The following is a 22,026-nucleotide window of genomic DNA, read 5'->3' as shown; positions in this document are numbered from 1 at the left end:
CCTCAGTCGAGCGCGGCGCGCACGGCGCGCTCGATGACGGGCCGGATCTCGGCATCCGGATCCACGGTCATGCGATGGAGGACGAGCCCCTCGCCGGTTGCCATCAGCGTGCGGGCCGCGTCCCGGGGAGAGCGCGCGCCGACGGCTGTCAGCAGGGCGATGGTCCAGTCCACGAAGACGCGACGCTGGGCGAGCAGGGGAGCGAGCAGCTCGGCATCGCCGGCGCACTCGAGGAAGATCGCATAGCGCGTCTTCGTCCGCGACGCGAGCGGCCCGGTCTGGAGCGCGATCGCGCCGCTGAGCGCGTCGACGAGCTGCTCGGGCGTCTCGATCGGCGGCCTCCCGTCCGAGGCGAGGTCGGCTCGCTCGCTCTCGGCGATCCACGCCACGACCCCGGCCATGAGTGCGTCGCGCGTGCGGAACCAGTTCGAGGTAGACCCCCTCGGCAGCCCCGCCCGCTCGTCGACCCGGGCGTGCGTCAACGCCCTTATGCCCTGCTCACCCACGAGCGCGACCGCGGCTTCCAGAGCGCGATCTCTCGTTGAAGCCATGTTCTGACCATAGGCGACGGCTGGGCGCAGAGCGCCATCGCGTCGGCCGGGCTCAGTGGCTCACGTCAGACCCGCGATGCGGGCGCCGATCGCGTCTCCGGTGCGGGTCGGAAGAAGTGCGTGCATGGCGACCATCGCCCGTGCCGGAGCCCCGACCACATAGCGCGCGCGTGGCCGCCGCACGGTCAACGCAAGTTCTATGGCGCGAACGACGGCGTCGGGTGGTGCCGCAGCGGATCCCATTCGCGCAATGTTGTTCCGCAGCCCGACGACGTGCCGCGCGTAGAGGTCGCGATCCCGCGGCGACATCCGCGTCTCCATGTCGTCGATCATGGTGTCGACCTCGCGCCAGGTCTCGGTGTCGGTAGGCCCGGGTTCGACCACGGACACGGCGATGTTCCAGGGGCGCAGTTCCACCCGGAGAGCATCGGCGATCCCCTCCACGGCGCACTTCGAGGCGCAGTAGGCGCCCTCCATGGGGATGACAGACCGACTGCCGACCGACGAGACGAAGACGATCCTGCCCGCTGCCGCGCGCAGTCGGGGGAGCACCGCCCGGGTGACGGCGACCGTGCCCACGACGTTGACCTCGAACTGTCGCCGAAGATCCGCGGTGGTGAGCGTCTCGACCGGTCCCAGAACGGCGAATGCGGCGTTGTTGACGAGCGCGTCCAGACGATCGGGCAGGGCGTCGGCGAGGGCCTCGATACGCGCCTGGTCGGTGACGTCGAGGCTGACGGGGGTGATGTGCTCGTCCGCCACCGTGACGTCGTTCCAATCGGCGAGGTCGCGGACCCCCGCGAAGACCGTCCATCCCGACCCCGCGAGCCGACGGGCGACCGCTCTTCCGATCCCGCGCCTCGTTCCGGTGACGAGTGCTGTCGGCATGTCGTCCCTCCGTCCCCGTCGTGGGCGCCTGAATCATCGCCTACTACGAACGTAGTGTAGACGTACTATTTATGTAGTGCAAGAGGTTCGCCATGGCTCGATAGCTCTGCGCGCCCGTGCGATTCGGCGACTTCGCCGTGACGTCTCCGTTAACAGGTGCACGGCATCCTGGCACCGGCTCTGTCGCACCCGCGTGCTCTGTATTAGGTTCATCCTGATCGCGCCCACGAGGACGCGTGCATACGGCGGGCGGAGGCGTCCGCCAGAGAAGGGGAGGGCCCTGTGCACACGCGCACGACATCCATCTCGCGCCTGACTGGAGGAGCGGTCATCGCCGCGACTGCCGTGGCGCTCGCACTGGCCGGTCCCGGAGCCGCCAGCGCCGCTCCGGGCGAGAAGAACAAGCCGAACGGCCCGGAGATCGAGATCCAGCTGCTGTCGTTCAACGACTTCCACGGCAACCTCGAGCCCCCCGCTGGCTCCAGCGGCCGGCTGAACCTGCCCGGCGGCGTGACCACCGACACTCTCGCCCCTCCCGGGGTCGGCGGCGTCGAATACCTCGCGACCCACCTCGCGCAGGCGCGGGAGGGGCACGAGAAGACCTCCCTCACCGTCGCGGCAGGCGACCTCATCGGGGCCTCGCCGCTGCTGTCCGGCGCCTTCCACGACGAACCGTCGATCGAGGCGCTCAATGCGCTCCACCTCGACGTCTCGGCCGTCGGCAACCACGAGTTCGACGAGGGCTATGTCGAGCTGCTGCGCATGGCGAACGGCGGCTGCATCGACGACGGCGACGGCGCGAACAACCAGAACTCGTGCCCGGACGGCTCCTTCGCCGGGGCCGATTTCGACTTCCTCGCGGCGAACGTCGTCTACGACGGGACGAACGAGACGATCCTCCCCGCGTACTCCATCGAGAATGTGCGAGGAGCCAAGATCGGCTTCATCGGCATGACGCTCGAGGAGACCCCCGACATCGTCACCGCTTCCGGCGTGGCCGGCCTGGACTTCAAGGACGAGGTGGAGACCGCGAACGCCCTGGTGCCGGTGCTCCGGGCCCAAGGCGTGAACGCGATCGTCGTGCTGATCCACCAGGGCGGCACACCTCCGTCGAGCGCCGCCTACAACGCGGCCTGCGGCAACGGGGCGGAGATCGCGGCGAACAGCCCGATCATCCCCATCGCTCAGAACCTCGATCCGGCGATCGACCTGATCGTGTCGGGGCACACCCACGCGCCGTACGTCTGCAACATCCCGGACCCCGCGGGCCAGAGCCGCATGGTCACGTCCGCCTCCTCGTTCGGGCGCCTGTACACCGAGACGAATCTCTCGTACGACCGCCGCACGCAGGACATCGTGCGCACGTCTGTCACGAGCGAGAACATGCTCGTGACGCGCAACGTGGACAAGGACCCGGCCGAGACCGATCTGATCGCAAAGTACAAGGAACTGGTCGCGCCGATCGCGAGCGAGGTGATCGGTTCGATCGCCTCGGACATCAACCGCGTGCCCAACGCGGGCGGCGAGTCGGCGCTCGGAGATCTGATCGCCGACGCCCAGCTGGCCGACCCGAGCGTCATCGGGCCGTACGCCGCACCGCAGATCGCGCTGATGAACCCCGGCGGGATCCGCACCGACCTCACCTACAGCGCGTCGGCGTGGGGCGAAGCGCCGGGTGACGTCACCTACGAGGAGGCGTTCAACGTGCAGCCGTTCAACAACTACCTCGTGTCGCTGGACCTCACCGGTGCCCAGATCAAGGAGCTGCTGGTGCAGCAGTGGAGCGGCCCGAACACCGCCCAGCCGAAGATCCTGCAGGTGAGCGAGGGCTTCGCCTACACGTACTCCGGCACCACGCTCGGCACGGTCACGCTGAACGGCGAGCCGTTGGTCGACACGACGGTGTATCGCGTCGTGACGAACAACTTCCTCGCGGGCGGCGGCGACGGGTTCCCGACGTTCCTGGCGGCGGGCAACGTGTACTACGGCGGGCTCGACATCGACGCGTTCGCTGCGTACCTCAGCGCGAACAGCCCGTACGCGCCCGGAACGCTCGACCGCATCATCAAGCAGTAAACGCGGACGAACGGCCCGGCGCTGCATCGCACCGCCGGGCCGTTCGGCGTTCTCTGGGGCTCAGGCCGCGAGTGAGTGCGCGTCGAGGATCGTGTAGGCGTAGCCCTGCTCGGCGAGGAACCGCTGCCGGTTCTGAGCGAAGTCCTGATCGACGGTGTCGCGGGCGATCAGCGTATAGAAGCTGGCGGTGTGGTTCGACTGCTTGGGACGCAGCAGGCGTCCGAGCCGCTGCGCCTCCTCCTGGCGTGAGCCGAACGACCCGGACACCTGGATGGCGACGGATGCCTCGGGGAGGTCGATCGAGAAGTTCGCGACCTTCGACACCACCAGCACCGAGATCTCGCCGACGCGGAACGCCTGGTACAGCTGCTCCCGCTCGTCGATCGGGGTCTGGCCCGTGATCTTGGGGGCGTTCAGCGCCTCGGCGAGCACGTCGATCTGATCGAGGTACTGGCCGATGATCAGGATGCGCTCGCCCTCGTGGCGCGCCACCAGGTCGCGCACGACGCCGATCTTCGCGGGTGCGGTTGCTGCGAGGCGGTACCGCTCGTCGTCGGCGGCCGCGGCGTACTCGAGGCGGTCCCCGGCGGGCAGGTCGACCCGCACCTCGTAGCAGACGGCCGGCGAGATGAAGCCCTGAGCCTCGATCTCCTTCCATGGCGCGTCGAACCGCTTGGGGCCGATGAGGCTGAACACGTCGCCCTCGCGGCCGTCCTCGCGCACGAGCGTCGCGGTGAGCCCGAGCCGCCGCCGCGCCTGCAGGTCGGCGGTGAGCTTGAACACGGGCGCAGGCAGCAGGTGCACCTCGTCGTACACGATGAGGCCCCAGTCGAGGGCGTCGAGGAGGGCGAGGTGGGCGTACTGTCCCTTCCGCTTGGCGGTGAGGATCTGGTACGTCGCGATCGTGACCGGCTTGATCTCCTTGGCCTGACCGGAGTACTCGCCGATCTCCTCGGCGGTGAGCGACGTGCGCTTGAGCAGCTCGTCGCGCCACTGCCGGGCGCTGACGGTGTTCGTCACGAGGATGAGCGTCGTGGTCTTGGTGTCGGCCATCGCCGCCGCGCCGACGAGAGTCTTGCCGGCGCCACAGGGCAGCACGACGACGCCCGACCCGCCCTGCGTGAAGATGTCGACGGCCTGCCGCTGGTACGGCCGCAGGTGCCAGCCGTCCTCCGCGAGGTCGATCGGGTGCGGCGTGCCCGGCGTGTACCCCGCGAGGTCCTCGGCGGGCCAGCCGATCTTCAGCAGCTCCTGCTTGATGTGGCCGCGCGCCCACGCGTCGATGACGAAGGCGTCGGGGGAGGGGCGGCCGATCAGCAGCGGCTGGATGCGCTTGTTCTTGGACACCTCGGCCAGGACCGCGGCATCCGTCGACCGGAGGATGAGCTCGCCCTCCTCGTTGCGTTCGATCACCAAGCGCCCGTAGCGGCCCACCGTCTCGGAGATGTCGATCGACACCGACGGCGGCACCGGGAAGCGCGACCAGCGATCGAGCGTTGCGAGCATGTCTCCGGCGTCGTGACCGGCCGCCCGTGCGTTCCACAGCCCGAGCCGGGTGATGCGGTACGTGTGGATGTGCTCGGGGGCGCGTTCGAGCTCGGCGAAGATCGCGAGTTCGTGCCGCGCGCTCTCCGCATCGGGGTGCGCGACCTCGAGGAGAACCGTGCGGTCGCTCTGGACGATGAGGGGGCCGTCAGCCATAACGTGCCAGTCTACCGGGGCTCGCCGGCGACCGGCGCACCCTGGATGGACTCACGCCGCGCCGACGCTCACGATGCTCGACACCGGGAGGGTGCGCTCGATGTCCGCGGCGCGATCCCGCCCGCGCAGGCGTCCGCCGCCGAGGCCGGCCGCCTCCAGCACGAACGAGCGCTCCGAGCCGTCCGGCATCCGCACGACCACCAGGATCTCGGCGCGGGCGCGCACGGCCTGCTCGAGCTCGCGTTCGAGCCAGCCCGCCTCGCCCTGAGTGCCGTGCCCGCCCCGCAGCGTGCGGATCAGGCGGGCATACGTCGCCTCCGGAGCCGCCGGGGGCACGGACGGCGCGACCGCGGCCCGGCGGTGGACCGACTCGGCCGCACCGTCCGCGTCGAGCGCGACCACCGGGTAGCGCGCGTCGGCGAGGCTCCAGTAGACGGCGTCGCGAGCCACCCGCGACGTGAGCAGGCCGCTGTCGGCGATGAGGCCCAGCGGGCGCAGCGCCTGGTCGATCGCGATCGCGTCGAGGAGGCCGGGGTCGGAGCTCTCCACGCGCGTGCGCCCGGTGAGGTGGTCCGTGCTCACGCGCACGAGCCCGTGGCGTGCGGCCGTGCTCTCGATGAGGTAGTCGAGCGGCTGAGGGATGCCGGTCAGCGACAGTTCGGCGAGGAAGGCGCGCATCGAATCGGCGGTCTCGCCCTCGGTCATGCCAGCGCCCACCGACGCCGCGGTGAACCGGTACGTCGACGCCTGCGCGCGGGACTCGCGCACGGCGATGGAACGCAGGCGCAGGTCGAGGGCGGGCGCGAGCGGGCCCGGCGCGATCGCCGTGAGGTCGGCCTGCAGATAGACACGGTCGATCTCGGCGGGGAGGTAGGCGGCCATGGTGCCGGCATCCGCGGGCTCGCCGGCCCGCAGCGCCGTGGTCCACGCGAACTCGGCGGCGGGGTCGTCCCTGCCGAACAACCCCCAGCGCACGCCGATGCGGCGCAGCCTGTCGGCGCGTGCGGGCCACTCCGGGTCGAGCGGGTAGATGTCGGGCCACGCGTCGGGGACGAGGAAGCCGTGCGCCGGGGTGCGCAGCCCGTCGGGCAGCGCGGAGCGGAATCCCTCGGCGATGGTCTCCCAGCGCTCCGGCGTCGGGGCCTCGAGCCATTGCTCGCCCGCGTCGGTGACGGTCCACTCGCGTTCGCGGGCGTCCGCGAGTCCCGCGTCGGCGGCGGAGGCGAGCAGGTCTTCGAGGTCCTCGGCGAACTCGATGGCGCCGGCATCCGTCAGCCGCCGGCGGTCCACTGCGCTGATCGGTCCGGCCCCCGTTCGTGCGAGCGGAGCGTGCAGGCACGCCAGCAGGATGTCGGCGAGCGAGCCGGCGGTCGTGAACGCACGCTCGGCGGCGGCCGCGGCGGCGCGTGGCTCGGCCGGCACCGGGTCGGCCGGTGCGAGGGCGGGGCGGAAGGCGTTCGGAGTCGCGTCGGCGGCCGCAGCGACCCGCTCGACGACCGCCGTGTAGGCGATGCCCTCCGCATCGACGAGCGCGAGACGCGCGGGCGCGCCGTCGAGCGGACCCGCTCCGGTGTGCAGGGCGATGAGGTCGCGCCGGTCGAGATGCGTCAGCGCGCGGTCGACCGACGTGGGATCGAGGAGCCCCTCGGCCGCGTCGAAGAAGTCGTGCCAGCCGCTCTGTGCCGAGACGCCGCGCGCCGCGAGCGTCCGGGCGAGCGCGGCGTCACCGAGTTCGGCGAGCCGCGTCGCAAGAGCGCGCGCGTCGGAGACCAAGCGTGTCAGCCTCCTCGGTTGGCTCGAGCCCTCCGCACGAAGCTCATGATCAAGACCGCGAGCAGCAGTGCGAACGCCACGAGAGGAGCGACGTACACCAGCACGCCCACGAGGGGCCAGACGCCGGTGCTCATGTCGGCGCCGGCGGCGGACGCGATCATGATCGCGAAGAAGCTCAGGATCGAGAGCACGAGCAGGCCCAGCGACATGAAGGCCAGGATGCGGTCGATGCGGCGGACGGGAACGTCGCCGGCAGGGTTTGTGCTCATCCGCTCCAGCCTACTCGCTGGCGTCGGCGCCACGATCCGAATGTGCACCGGTCCGTTAGGCTGGGTACCGGGGTTGGAAGACCCCGCTTTTGTCATGCTCTGTTTCGCCGCGGTGTTCGCGGCGACCGATCCAGCGAGGTTTCGATGCCCACCGGCAAGGTCAGGTTCTACGACGAGGAGAAGGGGTTCGGCTTCATCACCTCTGAAGACGGTCAGGACGTCTTCCTGCACGCCACCGCCCTGCCTCCCGGCACGCCCGCACCCAAGGCCGGCACGCGGCTCGAGTACGGCATCGCCGACGGCAAGCGCGGCCCGCAGGCGCTGTCGGTGCGCGTGCTCGAGGCCCCGGTGAGCCTCGCCAAGCGCTCCCGCAAGCCCGCCGACGACATGGCGATCATCATCGAGGACCTCGTGAAGCTGCTCGACGGCATCGGCGGCGACCTCCGCCACGGCCGATACCCGAGCGGCGCGCACGCCAAGAAGGTCGCCGCCGTGCTGCGCAAGGTGGCTGATGAGCTCGACGCCTGATCCGGCCGATCCTGCCGACGTCGTCGCCGCAGCGGACGCCGCCTCTGACGCGCCATCTGACGAGTCCGCAGTGACGGATGCCGCATCCGCTGCCTCGGACGAGGCTGCCGTCGTCGAGCCCGACGAGGCCGACGTCGTCGAGCCGGACGAGGCTGCCGTCGTCGAGCCCGATCCGCAACTGCTCGCCGCGCACGACCTCGCGCTCGCGGCGCTGCGCGAGATCACTCCCGAGACGTCGATCGGCGAGCCCGCGGACTATCGCGTGGAAGCCGGAGGAGTCGTCTCGCTCCGGTTCGCGAACCGCCTCTCGGGCTACCCGGGGTGGTTCTGGACCGTGAGTCTCGCGCGCGTCGACGATGCCGAGCCCACCGTGCTCGAGGTCGAGCTGCTGCCGGGCGACGGCGCGCTGCTCGCGCCGGACTGGGTGCCGTGGGCCGTGCGCCTCGCCGACTACCACGCCGCGCAGGCGGCGCTGGCCGAGGCCGCCCACGCCGAGGATGACGAGGACGACGAGGACGAAGACCTCGACGACGTCGATGACCTCGATGCGTCGGACTTCGACGACGACGGATCGTCCATCCTCCACGCCGGCGACGTCGACGGGGTCGACATCGACGAGCTCGCCGAGGCCGGTGCCGACGAGGACGAGGACGCCGACGACTCCGACGAGGACGACGCCGACGAGGATGACGACTTCGACGAGGACGACGACGAGGACGACGAAGAGGACGACGACTTCGACGACGACCGCGATGATGACGACGAGTCCGACGACCTCGACGACGACGAGGAGTCCGACGAGGACGACTCGGACGACGACTCGGACGACGACTCGGACGACGAGGACTCAGAAGAGGACGACGACGCCGACGAGTCCTGAGGCCCGGCTCCTCGGAGCACGACGACAGGGTGGATCACCGCTGCCCGCAGCGCAGCGGTGATCCACCCTCTCGCGTCGGCGTCAGCGGTGCTCGACGGCGCGTCGGTCGGACGAGGTCGACGGTGCCGCGGCGTCCGCGACCTGGAATCGGGCGCTGAGGAGGGCATCGTCGCGTGAGGACGGGCCGACCAGCAGCTCGAACTCCCCGGCCTCGACGAGGCGCCTGCCGGCGGCATCCACGATCGTGCAGTCGGCCACCGGCAGCGACAGCTCGACCTTGGCGGTCTCGCCGGGCTGCAGATCGACGTGGCGATAAGCCTTGAGCTCCTTGTCGGCCCAGCTGACAGAGGCCACGCTGTCGCGCACGTAGACCTGCACGATCTCGTGCGCGGGGCGTTCGCCCCTGTTGCGCAGCTCGACCAGCGCGCGCACCGTGCCCTCGCGGTCCGGTGCGGGATCCACCATCCGCAGGCCCGAGTACTCCACCGTCGAGTACGACAGGCCCTCGCCGAACGCGAAGGCGGGACTCTGCGTCAGATCGGCGTAGCGGTCGCCGTGCTGGCCGCGGATCCGGTTGTAGTAGATCGGCAACTGGCCGGCGTGGCGGGCGAACGAGATCGGCAGGCGACCGGTCGGCTCGATGAGCCCCAGCAGCAACTCCGCCACAGCCTGACCGCCCTGCATTCCGGGGTTCGCAGCCCACATCAGGGCTGCGGCATCCATCACCGTCTGCGGCAGGACGTGCGGCTTCGATGCGAGCAGCACCACCACCAGCGGGGTGCCGGTGGCGGCGAGCGCCTCGAGCAGGGCGAGCTGGCCGCCGACGAGCTCGAGCGTCGCGGTCGATCGGCCTTCGCCGACCAGCTCGATGCGATCCCCGACCACGGCGACGACGTAGTCGGCACCCTCGGCCGCGGCCACCGCCTCCGCGATGAGCGCCGCGTCCGGCGGGCTCGGCACGATGACCTGGGGCCGAGGCTGCCCGTCGGGGAAGAACGCGCCCTCGGGGTCCTCTTCGAGGGTGAGGATGTCGGCACCGCGCGCGTGCCGGATCTCCCAGTCCGCGGGGGCATGCGCGCGCAGGCCGTCGAGCACCGTCGTGATCATCCCGCGGGGGTGGCCGTCGGGGATCCAGTCCACCTGGCCGGATGATCCGGCCCAGTCGCCCAGCTGCGTCTGCGCATCGTCGGCGAGGGAGCCGACGACAGCGATGCGGCGGGGGCCGGATGCCGCGACCCGGACGCGTCCGGATTCGTCCGCCGTCACGCCGCCGGCGAGCGGCAGCGTGCCGTCGTTGCGCAGCAGCACGAGGGATCGACGTGCCGCCTCGAGGTTGAGCGCGGTGTGCTCGGCCGAGCCGACCGCCGCCGCGATGCGCTCGCGGTCGGGCAGACGCGGGTCTTCGAAGAGGCCGAACTCGAACTTGAGCAGCAGGATGCGGGTCACCGCGCGGTCGAGGGCTTCCTCGGTCATGAGGCCGTGCCGCAGCGCATCGAGTGCGCCCTGGAAGAAGCCGGGCGTGGTCATGATCATGTCGTTGCCGGCGAGCACGGCGGCGGCGGCGGCGTGCGCGTAATCGGGCTGCACCTTCTGCTCCCACACCATGCGCCCGACGTTGTCCCAGTCGGTGATGAGGGTTCCGGTGTATCCCCACTCGCCGCGCAGCACGTCGTTGAGCAGCCAGTCGTTGACCGTGATGGGCACGCCGTCGATGCTCTGGTATCCGAGCATGAAGGTGCGGCATCCCTCTTTCGCCACCCGCTCGAATGGCGGCAGGAACCACGAGCGGAGCTTGCGCTGCGAGATGTCGGCCTCGCTCGCATCGCGGCCGCCCTGGGTCTCGGAGTAGCCGGCGAAGTGCTTGGCCGTCGCGAGGATCGCGGTGGGGTCGTCGAGGCCACCGCCCTGATAGCCGCGCACCATCGCCGATGCGAGCTCGCCGATGAGGAACGGATCCTCGCCGAATGTCTCGTCGACCCGGCCCCAGCGGAGATCCCGCGCGATGCAGAGCACCGGCGAGAAGGTCCAGTGGATGCCGGTGGCCGACACCTCGACCGCGGTCGCGCGTGCGACGCGCTCGGCCAGTCCGGCATCCCACGACGCCGCCATGCCGAGCTGGGTCGGATAGATCGTCGCGCCCTCCCAGAAGGAATGGCCGTGGATGCAGTCCTCGGCGACGAGGAGCGGGATCCGCAGGCGCGTCTGCAGGGTGAGCTCGCGGGCGCGCAGCACCTTCTCGGGCGAGGCGTGCAGGATCGACCCGGCGTGCATGCGCACGACCTGATCCTCGAGATCTTCGCGCGCGTCGAGCTGCAGCATCTGGCCGATCTTCTCCTCTGCCGTCATGCGGCCCAGGAGATCGGCGATGCGGTCGGCGACCGGGAGCGAAACGTCGAGGTACGCGGGACTGGTCGCGGTGGTCACGCGTCCTCCTGCGTCTTCATGTCGGTGCGCACGACGGTGACGGTGTCGTTCACGTTCATGCCCTTCTTCTTCATGGCGCGGGCGCGCTCACCGGCGGACCGCAGGCGCGGGTTGACGTACTCGTCGATGCCGAAGTTGATCAGCGAGAGAGCCACGCCGATGGCGGCGATGCACAGACCCGGAGGCAGGAACCACCACCACTGGCCCTGGCGGAAGGCGCCCTGCGCGCTCGCCCAGTTGAGGATCGTGCCCCAGTTGTAGGTCGTCACCGGGATGATGCCGATGTACGACAGGGTCGTGAGGCCGATGATCGCTGCGGTCACGGTGCCCACGAAGCTCGCGGCGATCAGCGCCATGAGGTTCGGGAGCATCTCGACGGCGATGATCCGTCGCAGGGGTTCGCCGTTGGCCCGGGCGGCCTGCACGAAGTCCCGACTGCGCAGCGACATCGTCTGGGCGCGCAGCACGCGCGCGCCCCAGGCCCAGCCGATGAGGCCCAGTACTCCCGCGACGAGGATGAGGGGCGGATCCTCGAACATCGACGCCACGATGATGATCAACGGGATGCCGGGGATCACGAGGAAGACGTTCGTGAGAGCTGACAGGCCCTCGCTGCGCCACCCGCGCAGGTAGCCCGACAGCACACCGACGACGATCGCGATGACCGTGGCGATGATCGCTGCCAGGAAGCCCACCACGATGACACCGCGGGTGCCGTGGATGACTTGGCTCAACACGTCCTCGCCGATGTGCGTCGTGCCCAGCCAGTGCTCCGCCGACGGCGGCTGGAAGCGCGCCGTGTTGTCGACCTTCGTGGGGGAGTACGGGGCCAGCACATCGGCGAAGATCGCGACGAGCACGAAGAACCCGAGGATCGACAGGCCCGTGATCGACTTCCTGTTGCGGAACATCGCGAATGCGGCGCCCAGCTTGGACCAGAAGGTCGGCTTGCCCGGCACCTTGCCGGCCGGGGCGGGGCTGCGGACGGTGGCCGTCGCCGGCGTGTTCGCCGGACGCTGCGCTGTCGTGTCGTTGACGATCGTGTTCATGCTCAGGCCTCCGTCTGGCGCGTGCGCGGGTCGAGGAACGCGTAGGCGACGTCGGCGAGGAGGTTCGCCAGCAGCACCGAGATCGTGAGCACGAGGAACACCCCCTGCATCAGGGCGTAGTCCTTCGCGTTGGTGGCGTCCAGCAGGAGCTTGCCGACGCCGGGATAGCTGAACACCACTTCCATCACGATCGTGCCGCCGACGATGAAGCCGAGCGCCAGCGCGAAGCTCTGGATCTGAGGGAGCACGGCGTTGCGAGCGGCATAGCGCCAGAGCACCCGGTCGTTGGGCATGCCCTTGGCCTGCGCGACGGTGACGTAGTCCTCGTCGAGCACCGTGAGCATCATGTTCCGCATGCCCAGCATCCAGCCGCCGAGCGAGGCGATGACGATCGTCGCCGCGGGGAGGAAGCCGTGATGGAGCACGTCGCCGATGAACTCCCACGACCACTCCGGCGCCACGCCGACGCCGTAGGCCTTGCCGATCGGGAACCACCCGAGCGCGACCGAGAAGACCGAGATCGCCAGCAGACCCAGCCAGAAGTAGGGGATGGTGCTGAAGAAGGTGGTGATGGGGATGAGGACGTCGAGTCGGCTGCCTCGGCGCCAGCCGACGATGGCGCCGCCGATGGTGTCGATCGCGAATGCGAGGAGCGTCGCGAAGCCGACGAGGCCGACCGTCCAGATCAGGGACTGGCCGACCACCTCGGTCACCGGCCGCATGCCGTGCAGCAGCGAGATGCCGAGGTCGCCGCGGAGAAGGAGGCCCCAGTAATCGACGTACTGCTGCCAGAGCGAGGTGTCGGTATCCATTCCGAGCAGGGCGCGCAGAGCCTCCGCCGCCTCGGGCGTGACGTTGCGGTTGCGCGCGAGGTACGCGCTCACCGCGTCGCCCTTCATCAGGCGCGGCAGGAAGAAGTTGATCGTGATGGCAGCCCAGAGCGTGAACAGGTAGAACAGGGCGCGGTTGCCGAGGAAGCGCCAGGGGACGCGGGTGCGGCCCTTGACGGCACTGGTCGCGGTCGTGCCCTCCTCGATCGCGTCGAAGCCCGGAGTCGGCAGCTGGGGGGCGACGGCGCTCACTTCTCACCTCCGAGGATGCCGGCTGCGTGCGCGAAGTAGGTGTCGGGATCGGGAGATGCGGCGCGCAGCTCTTGGGTGTACGGGTTGTCGGGACGCAGGATCACGTCGTCGGCGGGTCCGCGTTCGACGACCCGCCCCTGGTTGAGCACGAGGATCTCGTCGCTGAAGTGCCGGGCGGTGGCGAGGTCGTGCGTGATGTAGAGCACTCCCAGCCCCTCCTCGCGCTGCAGATCCGCGAGCAGGTTGAGCACCCCGAGGCGGATCGACACGTCGAGCATGGAGACGGGCTCGTCTGCCACGAGCAGCTTCGGGCGGGATGCCAGGGCCCGGGCGATCGCGACGCGCTGGCGCTGACCCCCCGAGAGCTCGTGCGGCCGGCGGTCGATCACTGCGTCGGCGTCGAGCCGCACGCGGCTGAGGAGCCGACGCACCTCGTCGTCGAGCTGGCCCTTCGGGACGACGTCGTCGAGCTGGAGGGGCCGCTGGATGGCGTAGCGGATCGAGTGGTACGGATTCAGCGACGCGAAGGGGTCCTGGAACACCATCCGCAGCTGCTGACGGTACGCGCGCAGGCCCTTGCCCCGACGGGGGATCGGCTCGCCGTCGAGACGCACCTCGCCGCTCGTAGGCGTCTCGAGCTGGGTGAGGATCTTCGCGATGGTCGACTTGCCGCTTCCGGACTGGCCGACGAGGCCGATCGTCTGGCCGGAGCGGAGCGTGAAGCTCACGTCGTCGAGCGCTTTCATCTGGCCGGCGCCGCGCACGGAGTACACCTTCGTGACGCCGTCGAACTCGAGGACGGTCATCGGTGGACCACCCCTCTCTCTCCGGTGAGTCTGGGGAACGAGGCCAGCAACGTACGGGTGTACTCGTCCTGGGGGTCGGTCCAGATCCGCTCCGCGGTGTCGAGCTCGACGATCTCGCCGTCGCGCATGATCGCGATGCGGTCGCTGATCTCGAGCAGCAACGGCAGGTCGTGGGTGATGAAGATCACCGAGAATCCGAACTCGTGACGCAGGTGCGAGATCTGACGCAGGATCTCGCGCTGCACGAGCACGTCGAGGGCGGTGGTCGGCTCGTCCATGACCATGAGCTGGGGGCGAAGCGCGAGCGCCATCGCGATCATGACGCGCTGTCGCATGCCGCCGGACAGCTCGTGCGGGTACGAGCGGTAGCGCTGCGCGCCGACCTTGACGATATCGAGCAGTTCGACGACGGCCTCGCGCCGCTGCGAGCGGGAGAGAGCGGGGCGGTGGACCTCGAAGACGTCCTCCAGCTGGGAGCCGATGGTCGCGACCGGGTTCAGCGAGTTCATCGCGCCCTGGAAGACCATCGAGATCTTGTCCCAGCGGAAGCGGCGCATCTCCTCGGCCTCGAGGCTGTTGATGTCGACGTCCTCGCCGGTCGCGTCGTGGAAGACGACGGAGCCGCTCGTGATCACGGCCGGGGGCTTGAGCAGGCGCTGGACGCCGTAGGCGAGGGTCGTCTTGCCGCATCCGCTCTCGCCGGCGAGTCCGAGGATCTCACCGCGCTGGAGTTCGAGGGTGACGTTCTTGACCGCCCGTACCGGGGGATCGACGTCGTAGACGATCGAGAAGTCGTGGACGGAGAGCAGCGATTCGCTCATCGGTGCTGGTTCGCTTTCGTGAGGGCTGACGTGCAGGCGGGACGGATGCTGCGCATCCGCCCCGCCTGCGGTGTGTCATTCGGCGGGCTGCAGCTGCGTGAGGATCTGCACGATCGCGGGCTGCGTCGGGTCGGCCGAGGCGTACTGGTCGTCCTCCGACGGCCATCCGACGTAGTTGCGCGTGTTGAACTCGCCCAGGAGCGGGTGCGCGCCGAGCGGGATCGCCGGCACGTTCTCGACGAACGCCGTCTGCATCACCGCGAGAGCGGCTTCACGATCGGCGTCCGACGACGCGTTCGCGTAGGTGTTCAGCGCGTCGGTGACCGCGGGGTCGTCGAAGCGGCCGAAGTTGAACGCAGCCTTGCCGTCGACGATCCACTTCGGGTCCATCGTGGAGGTGTACAGGCCGTACGCGTTGCCGGTGTCCTCGAGCCAGTGGATGATCGCCTGGAATGTGCCCTCCTGGCGTGCAGCATCCCAGCCGCCCCAGTCGGGCTGGTCGACCTTGACGTCGATGCCGAGGCCTTCGTTGAGCTCCTCGGCGAGGAGCGCCTGCTCGGTGTTCCAGTCGCTCCAGCCCGCGGGGACCGAGATGGAGAACGAGACCGGCTCTCCGTCCGGGTCGATGAGCGCGTCGCCGTCCCAGGTGTAGCCGGCGTCGGTGAGGATCGCGCGGGCCTTGTCGACGTCGACCGAGTAGTTCTGTCCGGCGTACTCGGGAAGGACCTCGTCATCCAGCAGCGTGCCGAGACCGGTGACGCTCCAGACCACCTCGCTCGCGCCTTCGCGCGCGATGTCGACGTAGGCTTGACGGTCGATCGTCCAGGCGAGCGCCTGACGGAGTGCCGGGTCGTTGAACGGCTTGGTCTGCAGGTTCATGAACAGCGTTCCGGCGCCCGCGGTGGGCGACGCGAGGAACTTGTTGTCGGGATCGGCCGACAGGTAGCTGTCTTCGATCTGCGGGATGAACGCCTGCGCCCAGTCCGCCTCGCCGGTGGCGAGCGCGGTCGTGAGGGCCGCGTTGTCGCCGTAGGAGACGTAGTGCAGCTCGGGCACGGCCGGCTCGCCACCCCAGTAGTCGGGGTTCGCGGTGAGGGTGACCGACTCGGTCGTCCACGAGTCGAGCACGTACGGTCCGGTGCCCACGACCTGGCCCTCGCCGGTGAGAGGGTCGGTGTTCGGGTCCTCGATCTCGCTCCAGATGTGCTCGGGCACGATCTGGAAGTGCAGCACGCGGGCCTGCTGGGTGTACTTCGAGCTGTTGAAGTCGATGGTGACGGTGTCGCCGTCGACGTTCACACTCTTGATGTCGAGTGCGTTGGTGTCGTTGAGCTTGCCGTCGAGAACCTGGTTGAAGGAGAACGCGATGTCGTCGGCGGTGAACTCCTCGCCGTCGCTCCAGGTCACGCCGCTGCGGGCGACCGCGGTGAGCTGGGTGTAGTCGTCGTTCCACGTCACGGACTCGGCCAGCCACGGTGTGGTGCCGAGGTCGCCGGTCGGGTTGACGAGTGCGAGGGATTCGAAGATGACCTTGCCGTAGGCGTACTTCGAGGCGGACGAGTCGCCCAGGTACGGGTTGTTCGACTCGGTGGTGATCGCGCCGTCGGGCTTGGCGATCGTGAGCGCCGCTCCGGCGGAGTCGGCGTCGTTGCCACCCCCACCGGCGCAGCCGGTGAGCACCAGCGCCGCGGCGACACCGACGGCGGCGAACGTTGTTCTGAGCCTCATTGCTTCTCCTTGATGTGTGAGCACGACGTCGTGTCTCCCGCAAGTGACGACGGCGTCAGGGTGATTGCCGGATCAACTTACAATCAAGTAAGTAACTTTTGCAACTAGGGTGGTCCGCAGCGCATGGGAAGGCCGTGCGTAGACTCACAGCGCCGGCGAAATCGCACTCGGGACACCGGCGAAGAAGGGGGTGCCGACCGATGGCAGGACAGCGTCGGCAGCCGCGCTCGCGGCCCGAGACACTCGCCAAGCGACGCGACATCCTCGATGCCGCCGTCGAGATCTTCGGCAGCAAGGGTTTCACCGGAGGCACGCTCCAGGAGATCGCCGACCAGGTCGGCATGACCCACGCGGGCATCCTCCACCACTTCGGCTCGAAGCACGAACTGCTCCTCGAAGTGCTGCAGCACCGGGACGAGACCGATGTCGCAGACCTCGATGAACAGCACATCCCTGACGGGCTGGCGCTCTTCCGCCACCTCGTGCGCACGGCATTCGTCAATGCGCACCGGGCCGGCATCGTGCAGGCCTACGTCGTGCTCTCGGCCGAGTCGGTGACCGACGACCACCCCGGTCGCGACTTCTTCGAGAAGCGCTACCGGACGCTGCGGGCCGAGGTCGCGCACGCGTTCGCGGTCGTGTGCGCCGAGCGCGGCATCACAGCGCCCGACACCGTCGGCTTCGCGTCGACGAGCATCCTCGCCGTCATGGACGGGCTCCAGGTGCAGTGGCTGCTCGACCCCGACGCCGTCGACCTGGCGCACGCCTCGGAGTTCGCCATCGAGGCGATCGTCTCCGCGGTGCTGTCGCCGTCACCGTCACCGCTCGCCGACGCCGCCGGCGAGGACGCGGATCAGCCCAGTCGCTCGACCGTGTAGTCGATGCAGCGGATGAGCTGACGCACGTCGTCGGGCTCGATCGACACGAACGTCGCGACGCGCAGCTGGTTGCGACCGAGCTTGCGGTAGGGCTCGGTGTCGACGATGCCGTTCGCTCGGAGGCTCTTGGCCACGGCCGCGGCATCCACCGACTCGTCGAAGTCGATGGTCACGACGACGGGGGAGCGGTCGGCCGCATCGGCGACGAACGGCGTCGCGAAGGCGGATGCCTCGGCCCAGTCGTACAGCGCCTGCGACGACTCGCGCGTGCGGGCGTCCGCCCACTGCAGGCCGCCCGACGAGAGGATCCAGTCGAGCTGCTTGTCGAGGAGGAACAGCGTCGCGAGCGCCGGGGTGTTGAGGGTCTGGTTGAGGCGCGAGTTGTCGAGGGCGTTCTTGAGGCTCAGGAACTCGGGGATGTAGCGGCCCGACGCCGCGATGCGCTCGATGCGCTCGATCGCCGCCGGCGAGACGAGCGCGAACCACAGGCCGCCGTCGGAGCCGAGGTTCTTCTGCGGCGCGAAGTAGTACACGTCGGCCTCGTGCACCGAGAAGTCGATGCCGCCCGCGGCGCTGGTCGCGTCGATGACGGTGAGGGCGCCCTCGTCGCCGTGCACGCGCGTGACCGGGGTCGAGACGCCGGTGGAGGTCTCATTGTGCGGCCAGGCGTAGACGTCGACGCCCTCGACCGCCTCAGCGACGGTGCGGGTGCCCGGCTCGGCCTTGCGGACGTCGGGAGCATCGAGCCACGGCGTCTTCGCCGCGGCGGCGAACTTCCCGCCGAACTCGCCGAACACGAGGTTCTGGCTGCGCTTTTCGATCAGGCCGAAGGCCGCGGCATCCCAGAATGCGGTCGAGCCGCCGTTGCCGAGGATGACCTCGTAGCCGTGCGGCAGACGGAACAGCTGGCTCAGCTCGGCGCGCACCTGGCCCACCAGGTCCTTGACGGGCGCCTGACGGTGCGACGTGCCCAGCAGCGCCGCTCCGGGTCCTGCGAGCGCCTCGATGTGGGCGGGCGCGATCTTCGACGGGCCGCACCCGAAGCGTCCATCGGTGGGAAGGATCTCGCGGGGCAGGAGGACGTGGGCCATGCGTCGATTCTAGAGAGCCGCGCGCCGGGGCCCCGCCCCCGTGACAGCCTGTGACGCTGCGGCTCGGGATCGCGCGGCGCCCGCCGGGCCTCCGCCACGTCTTCAACAGGTCAACCGGCCCTCCACAGGAGAACCGGGGGCGCGGATCTCCTGCGGAAGCGCGGTTGACCTGTTGAACGGCGAGCGGGAGGTGTCGCCAGTCGCGGCGAGGGGGCGGGTTGCGGAGCGGTGTCGGCATCTCGTCGCGGGTGTCGGCATCCGTCGTCGAGCGTGTCGGCATCCGTCGTCGCGGGTGTCGGCATCCGTGGTCGAGCGTTTCGGCATCCGTCGTCGCGGGTGTTGTCGGCACCCGTCGTCCCACAGGTCAACCGGCCTTCTCCAGGAGAACCGGGGCCGCAGATGTCCTGTGGACGCGCGGTTGACCTGTCGAACGGGGTTGCGTTGTCGCCACTCACGTGTGAACCGGCGGCATCTGGCGCGGCGCGACCTCCGAGGGCCCGGCACCTGCGTGCAGCAGGCCAACCGGCCCGCGACAGGAGAACTGCGCCGCAGACCTCCTGTGGAAGCGCGGTTGACCTGTTCGCCGCCGCCTCCACAGAGGGGCGAAAGGATGCTGTCGGGCCGAGTTGTCCCGAGAACAGCCGTGGCCGACGGTCGAGCCTTTGAGGATCCGAGAATCTGCGGGGATGGCAGATCTCCGGGACGAAGTGAAAGACCTCGGCGGGGTCGTCCGCACGACCGCGCTCGTGGACGCAGGGACGAGCCGGTACGCGATCGCCGCGGCGCTGGCTGACGGACGGCTCACGAGTCCTCGGCGCGGATGGGTGGCAGTGGGGGATGCCGACCCGTATCTCCTCGCGGCGGCCCGAGCAGGTGTCGTGCTGACGTGTGTCACCCGCGCGAAGCGGCTCGGTCTCTGGGTGCTGGGGGAGCTCGGGGCGCACGTCGGTGCTCCTCCCACCGCGTCGCGGCTGAACCTGCCTGACGGCAAGGCCACGGTGCACTGGTCGGTTCCCGCCGAGCCACGCGCCCCGGGTGCGCTGGAGGACAGCATCCTGAACACGCTCGTCATCGTGGCGAGCTGTCAGCCATTCGAGCGGGCACTGGCAGTGTGGGAGTCCGCGCTCAACAACGGGCTGGTGGCGAAGGGCGAACTCGCGCGCGTGAGCCTGCGACCCGCGGCGCGCCGGGTGCTCAATGCGGCGGGCCCGTTCTCGGACTCGGGGCTGGAGACGCTCTTCGCCGTGCGTCTCAGATGGCTGCGGCATCCGGTTCGCTGCCAGATCTGGATCCAGGGGCACCACGTCGACTTCCTGATCGGTGACCGTCTCGTCGTGCAGATCGACGGCGGGCACCACGTCGGTCTGCAGCGAGCCGAGGATGTCGCGCACGACGCTGCGCTGATGCTGCTCGGCTATCACGTGATCCGAGTGACCTACGTGCAGGTGATCGAACGCTGGCATGAGGTGCAGGACCTCATCATGCGTGCGGTCGCGCAGGGGCTTCATCGGGCGGTGTGAGGCACGCACGACCGAGCTCCGTCATCCGCCGCAGGCAGGTCAACCGCGCCTTTACACGAGGCGGGTGCGCGAGTTTCCTGTAGAAGCGTGATCGACCTGTTTCGCGGGATCAAGTGGGACGCTGCACCTGCTTCGCGTCTGGATTGACCCGATGGCAGCGAACGGGGGCGTGTGCGTGCTTCCGTCAACAGGTCAACCGCGCCTCTACAGGAGAACGGACGGCTGAACCTCCTGTGGAAGGGCGGTTGACCTGTGGAAGGGCGGTTGACCTGTGGAAGGGCGGTTGACCTGTGGAAGGGCGTGGGGACCGGACGGGGACTGGATGCCGCGACGAGTGCGTCCGGCCGCGGCGGCGCGCTCACGCATCGCCCAACAGGCCCGCCGCGGTGCGGGTGTCGATCAGTGGAGATGCGCAAGAACGCTAGCGAGCCTCTTCATAGGCGCGCTCGATCCAGGTGATCAGCTCGCGATCGACATCCTTCACCATGCGCAGTTCCAGATGGTGCATCCACGTCGACGACGGATGAGAGACCTCCTTGAATCGAGGCGAGCGCAGTTCCTCCCCAAGCGCGATGGACACGACTACTGGCACGTCACTCTTCACGTAACGTCCGGGTGCCCACGCGTAGGCGAACCCTCGACGGGCTCGGAATGCCACCTGACTCTTCGACACCACGACCTCGACGCCTTCGAGTCCGACGAGCGGCCGGGCGAGCGCGCGGTAGATCGAGACCGCCTTCTCGTCGGGGGCGAAGAACTCTTCCCCGGGCATCGGCTGAGTCATGGCGCAACACTATTCCGACGGTCCCGGTTCTCCAGCGCTGGCAGCTCGAGCTCGGCGGAGGACTCCCCGGGGGCCGGCCTGAGCGTCGGGGGCAGAGGATAGGCTGTCCTCAGCCCCTTGACAACACTGAGGACACCGCGATGACCGATCTGATCGACACCACTGAGATGTACCTGCGCACGATCCTCGAGCTCGAAGAGGAGAACATCGTGCCGTTGCGGGCACGAATCTCGGAGCGCCTCGGGCACTCGGGCCCCACGGTGTCGCAGACCATCGGCCGTATGGAGCGCGACGGGCTCGTCGTCGTCTCTGAGGACCGTTCCCTTGAGCTCACCGCTGCCGGCCGGCAGAAGGCCGTCGACGTCATGCGCAAGCATCGGCTCGCCGAGCGCCTGCTGTCCGATGTCATCGGGCTGGACTGGGCCTACGTGCACGAAGAGGCCTGCCGCTGGGAGCACGTCATGAGCGAGCAGGTGGAGCGCCGGCTCGTCGAGCTGCTCGGCCACCCCACCGAGTCGCCGTACGGCAACCCCATCCCCGGGCTCGACCAGCTCGGCGATGTGCCGACGAACGGCTTCGAGCAGGGTGTTGTGGGCCTGGTGCGCCGGCTGAATGACGCCGGCGAGCCGATCACCGGCACGGTGCGCCGCCTCGCCGAGCCCGCGCAGGTCGACCCCGAGCTGCTGCAGCAGCTCAAGGGTGCCGGCGTCGTGCCGGGCGCCGTGGGCGACTACCGTTACAACGAGGGCTACGTGCTCGTGCAGATGCAGGGCAACGACGAGGGCCTCGAGCTTCCGGTCGAGATCGCGTCGCACATCTTCCTCGTCGACGAGACCCGCTGAGGAAAGCGGATGCCGGGCCGAGCGCCTCGCTGAGGGAAAGCGGATGCCGGACCGAGCACCCTGCTGACGGAAAACGGATGCCGGGCCGAGCCCCTTGCGGAATGACGGCGCTTCCTGGCCCGCGGCATCCGTAAACGCACTGTGCGGAGATTGCCAGGCGTGGAGCGTGACATAAACGTGACCTTCGGGTAGCCTCAAGAAGTCCACCAGGCGAGAAGCCCGCCGACCGGACCCCGCATGGATTGCCTCACCGGCTCGTCGTCCACGCGGTGCAGCCCGCACATCGTGCCCCGACATCGAGTGCTGACGAGCCAGGCGCCTCGGCGCAGAGGCGC

19 protein-coding genes are annotated in these 22,026 nt (G+C 69.4%); 6 read left to right on the top strand and 13 right to left on the bottom strand.

The window, feature by feature from the left end:
* Positions 1-2: 2 nt before the first annotated feature.
* Positions 3-551 carry a TetR/AcrR family transcriptional regulator gene (locus tag ACI3KX_RS00985; RefSeq protein WP_404907170.1) on the bottom strand — a complete coding sequence of 183 codons (549 nt, stop codon included), beginning with the start codon at positions 549-551 and terminating at the stop codon, positions 3-5.
* Between the two features lie 60 nt (positions 552-611).
* Positions 612-1,439, bottom strand: coding sequence for an SDR family oxidoreductase (locus ACI3KX_RS00980; RefSeq protein ID WP_404907169.1), 828 nt, complete (start codon positions 1,437-1,439; stop codon positions 612-614).
* Positions 1,440-1,721: 282 nt separating this feature from the next.
* Between ACI3KX_RS00980 and ACI3KX_RS00975 the strand changes: the two genes are divergently transcribed.
* Positions 1,722-3,515 carry a bifunctional metallophosphatase/5'-nucleotidase gene (locus ACI3KX_RS00975; protein ID WP_363353362.1) on the top strand — a complete coding sequence of 598 codons (1,794 nt, stop codon included), beginning with the start codon at positions 1,722-1,724 and terminating at the stop codon, positions 3,513-3,515.
* Between the two features lie 60 nt (positions 3,516-3,575).
* Here the strand turns inward: ACI3KX_RS00975 and ACI3KX_RS00970 are convergent, their stop codons facing one another.
* From ACI3KX_RS00970 to ACI3KX_RS00960, 3 genes are read right to left on the bottom strand one after another with little or no spacing between them, the layout of a single operon-like run.
* Complete coding sequence (locus tag ACI3KX_RS00970) at positions 3,576-5,216, bottom strand: DNA repair helicase XPB (protein WP_363353360.1); 1,641 nt, start codon at positions 5,214-5,216, stop codon at positions 3,576-3,578.
* Positions 5,217-5,267: 51 nt separating this feature from the next.
* On the bottom strand, positions 5,268-6,989 hold the full coding sequence (locus ACI3KX_RS00965; RefSeq protein WP_404907166.1) for a helicase-associated domain-containing protein: 1,722 nt from the start codon (positions 6,987-6,989) through the stop codon (positions 5,268-5,270).
* 5 nt (positions 6,990-6,994) lie between these two features.
* Positions 6,995-7,258, bottom strand: a complete 264-nt coding sequence (locus tag ACI3KX_RS00960; RefSeq protein ID WP_331910384.1) for a multidrug ABC transporter ATPase — start codon at positions 7,256-7,258, stop codon at positions 6,995-6,997.
* A gap of 144 nt (positions 7,259-7,402) precedes the next feature.
* On the opposite strand from ACI3KX_RS00960, the gene ACI3KX_RS00955 reads away from it, so the two are divergent.
* Together ACI3KX_RS00955 and ACI3KX_RS00950 are read left to right on the top strand one after the other, a co-directional pair.
* Positions 7,403-7,786: a cold-shock protein gene (locus ACI3KX_RS00955; protein ID WP_194413393.1), complete on the top strand. Its 384-nt coding sequence runs from the start codon at positions 7,403-7,405 to the stop codon at positions 7,784-7,786.
* Positions 7,770-8,666: a DUF3027 domain-containing protein gene (locus ACI3KX_RS00950; RefSeq protein WP_404907164.1), complete on the top strand. Its 897-nt coding sequence runs from the start codon at positions 7,770-7,772 to the stop codon at positions 8,664-8,666. The genes ACI3KX_RS00955 and ACI3KX_RS00950 overlap by 17 nt, the downstream gene beginning before the upstream one ends.
* 81 nt (positions 8,667-8,747) lie before the next feature.
* On the opposite strand, the gene ACI3KX_RS00945 is transcribed toward ACI3KX_RS00950, so the two are convergent.
* From ACI3KX_RS00945 to ACI3KX_RS00920, 6 genes are all read right to left on the bottom strand, one after another.
* Positions 8,748-11,090 carry a glycoside hydrolase family 3 N-terminal domain-containing protein gene (locus ACI3KX_RS00945; protein ID WP_404907162.1) on the bottom strand — a complete coding sequence of 781 codons (2,343 nt, stop codon included), beginning with the start codon at positions 11,088-11,090 and terminating at the stop codon, positions 8,748-8,750.
* On the bottom strand, positions 11,087-12,139 hold the full coding sequence (locus ACI3KX_RS00940) for an ABC transporter permease (RefSeq protein WP_404907160.1): 1,053 nt from the start codon (positions 12,137-12,139) through the stop codon (positions 11,087-11,089). Before ACI3KX_RS00940 ends, ACI3KX_RS00945 begins: the two co-directional genes overlap by 4 nt.
* Positions 12,140-12,141: 2 nt before the next feature.
* On the bottom strand, positions 12,142-13,221 hold the full coding sequence (locus ACI3KX_RS00935) for an ABC transporter permease (protein WP_404907158.1): 1,080 nt from the start codon (positions 13,219-13,221) through the stop codon (positions 12,142-12,144).
* On the bottom strand, positions 13,218-14,027 hold the full coding sequence (locus tag ACI3KX_RS00930) for an ABC transporter ATP-binding protein (protein ID WP_404907157.1): 810 nt from the start codon (positions 14,025-14,027) through the stop codon (positions 13,218-13,220). The genes ACI3KX_RS00935 and ACI3KX_RS00930 overlap by 4 nt, the downstream gene beginning before the upstream one ends.
* Positions 14,024-14,848, bottom strand: a complete 825-nt coding sequence (locus tag ACI3KX_RS00925; RefSeq protein WP_404907155.1) for an ABC transporter ATP-binding protein — start codon at positions 14,846-14,848, stop codon at positions 14,024-14,026. Before ACI3KX_RS00925 ends, ACI3KX_RS00930 begins: the two co-directional genes overlap by 4 nt.
* Before the next feature lie 75 nt (positions 14,849-14,923).
* Positions 14,924-16,576 carry an ABC transporter substrate-binding protein gene (locus ACI3KX_RS00920; RefSeq protein WP_404907153.1) on the bottom strand — a complete coding sequence of 551 codons (1,653 nt, stop codon included), beginning with the start codon at positions 16,574-16,576 and terminating at the stop codon, positions 14,924-14,926.
* Between the two features lie 200 nt (positions 16,577-16,776).
* On the opposite strand from ACI3KX_RS00920, the gene ACI3KX_RS00915 reads away from it, so the two are divergent.
* Complete coding sequence (locus tag ACI3KX_RS00915; RefSeq protein ID WP_363353342.1) at positions 16,777-17,454, top strand: TetR/AcrR family transcriptional regulator; 678 nt, start codon at positions 16,777-16,779, stop codon at positions 17,452-17,454.
* On the opposite strand, the gene serC is transcribed toward ACI3KX_RS00915, so the two are convergent.
* Positions 17,430-18,545 (bottom strand): phosphoserine transaminase, encoded by a 1,116-nt coding sequence (serC, locus tag ACI3KX_RS00910; RefSeq protein ID WP_404907151.1) that lies wholly within the window; start codon positions 18,543-18,545, stop codon positions 17,430-17,432. The genes ACI3KX_RS00915 and serC overlap by 25 nt on opposite strands.
* Positions 18,546-19,231: 686 nt before the next feature.
* Between serC and ACI3KX_RS00905 the strand changes: the two genes are divergently transcribed.
* Positions 19,232-20,065 carry an endonuclease domain-containing protein gene (locus tag ACI3KX_RS00905; RefSeq protein ID WP_404907149.1) on the top strand — a complete coding sequence of 278 codons (834 nt, stop codon included), beginning with the start codon at positions 19,232-19,234 and terminating at the stop codon, positions 20,063-20,065.
* A 421-nt stretch (positions 20,066-20,486) separates the two neighbouring features.
* Here ACI3KX_RS00905 and ACI3KX_RS00900 read toward each other — a convergent pair whose 3' ends face one another.
* Positions 20,487-20,849: a DUF5655 domain-containing protein gene (locus ACI3KX_RS00900; protein ID WP_363353336.1), complete on the bottom strand. Its 363-nt coding sequence runs from the start codon at positions 20,847-20,849 to the stop codon at positions 20,487-20,489.
* Between the two features lie 140 nt (positions 20,850-20,989).
* Here ACI3KX_RS00900 and ACI3KX_RS00895 point away from each other — a divergent pair, with 140 nt between their 5' ends.
* Positions 20,990-21,691 carry a metal-dependent transcriptional regulator gene (locus ACI3KX_RS00895; protein WP_308869867.1) on the top strand — a complete coding sequence of 234 codons (702 nt, stop codon included), beginning with the start codon at positions 20,990-20,992 and terminating at the stop codon, positions 21,689-21,691.
* Positions 21,692-22,026: the final 335 nt, after the last annotated feature.

Origin of the sequence: Microbacterium sp. ZW CA_36 (assembly GCF_044987475.1) — a bacterium.
Classification (GTDB): domain Bacteria; phylum Actinomycetota; class Actinomycetes; order Actinomycetales; family Microbacteriaceae; genus Microbacterium.
This window is presented reverse-complemented; position numbering and strand designations above follow the sequence as displayed.

What these genes read in the sequence shown, in the direction of transcription:
- ACI3KX_RS00985 (WP_404907170.1), bottom strand. Translation starts at nt 551, where the DNA reads ATGGCTTCAACGAGAGATCGCGCTCTGGAAGCCGCGGTCGCGCTCGTG.
- ACI3KX_RS00980 (WP_404907169.1), bottom strand. Translation starts at nt 1,439, where the DNA reads ATGCCGACAGCACTCGTCACCGGAACGAGGCGCGGGATCGGAAGAGCG.
- ACI3KX_RS00970 (WP_363353360.1), bottom strand. Translation starts at nt 5,216, where the DNA reads ATGGCTGACGGCCCCCTCATCGTCCAGAGCGACCGCACGGTTCTCCTC.
- ACI3KX_RS00960 (WP_331910384.1), bottom strand. Translation starts at nt 7,258, where the DNA reads ATGAGCACAAACCCTGCCGGCGACGTTCCCGTCCGCCGCATCGACCGC.
- ACI3KX_RS00955 (WP_194413393.1), top strand. Translation starts at nt 7,403, where the DNA reads ATGCCCACCGGCAAGGTCAGGTTCTACGACGAGGAGAAGGGGTTCGGC.
- ACI3KX_RS00950 (WP_404907164.1), top strand. Translation starts at nt 7,770, where the DNA reads ATGAGCTCGACGCCTGATCCGGCCGATCCTGCCGACGTCGTCGCCGCA.
- ACI3KX_RS00940 (WP_404907160.1), bottom strand. Translation starts at nt 12,139, where the DNA reads ATGAACACGATCGTCAACGACACGACAGCGCAGCGTCCGGCGAACACG.
- ACI3KX_RS00930 (WP_404907157.1), bottom strand. Translation starts at nt 14,027, where the DNA reads ATGACCGTCCTCGAGTTCGACGGCGTCACGAAGGTGTACTCCGTGCGC.
- ACI3KX_RS00925 (WP_404907155.1), bottom strand. Translation starts at nt 14,848, where the DNA reads ATGAGCGAATCGCTGCTCTCCGTCCACGACTTCTCGATCGTCTACGAC.
- ACI3KX_RS00920 (WP_404907153.1), bottom strand. Translation starts at nt 16,576, where the DNA reads ATGAGGCTCAGAACAACGTTCGCCGCCGTCGGTGTCGCCGCGGCGCTG.
- ACI3KX_RS00915 (WP_363353342.1), top strand. Translation starts at nt 16,777, where the DNA reads ATGGCAGGACAGCGTCGGCAGCCGCGCTCGCGGCCCGAGACACTCGCC.
- serC (WP_404907151.1), bottom strand. Translation starts at nt 18,545, where the DNA reads ATGGCCCACGTCCTCCTGCCCCGCGAGATCCTTCCCACCGATGGACGC.
- ACI3KX_RS00905 (WP_404907149.1), top strand. Translation starts at nt 19,232, where the DNA reads ATGGCAGATCTCCGGGACGAAGTGAAAGACCTCGGCGGGGTCGTCCGC.
- ACI3KX_RS00900 (WP_363353336.1), bottom strand. Translation starts at nt 20,849, where the DNA reads ATGACTCAGCCGATGCCCGGGGAAGAGTTCTTCGCCCCCGACGAGAAG.
- ACI3KX_RS00895 (WP_308869867.1), top strand. Translation starts at nt 20,990, where the DNA reads ATGACCGATCTGATCGACACCACTGAGATGTACCTGCGCACGATCCTC.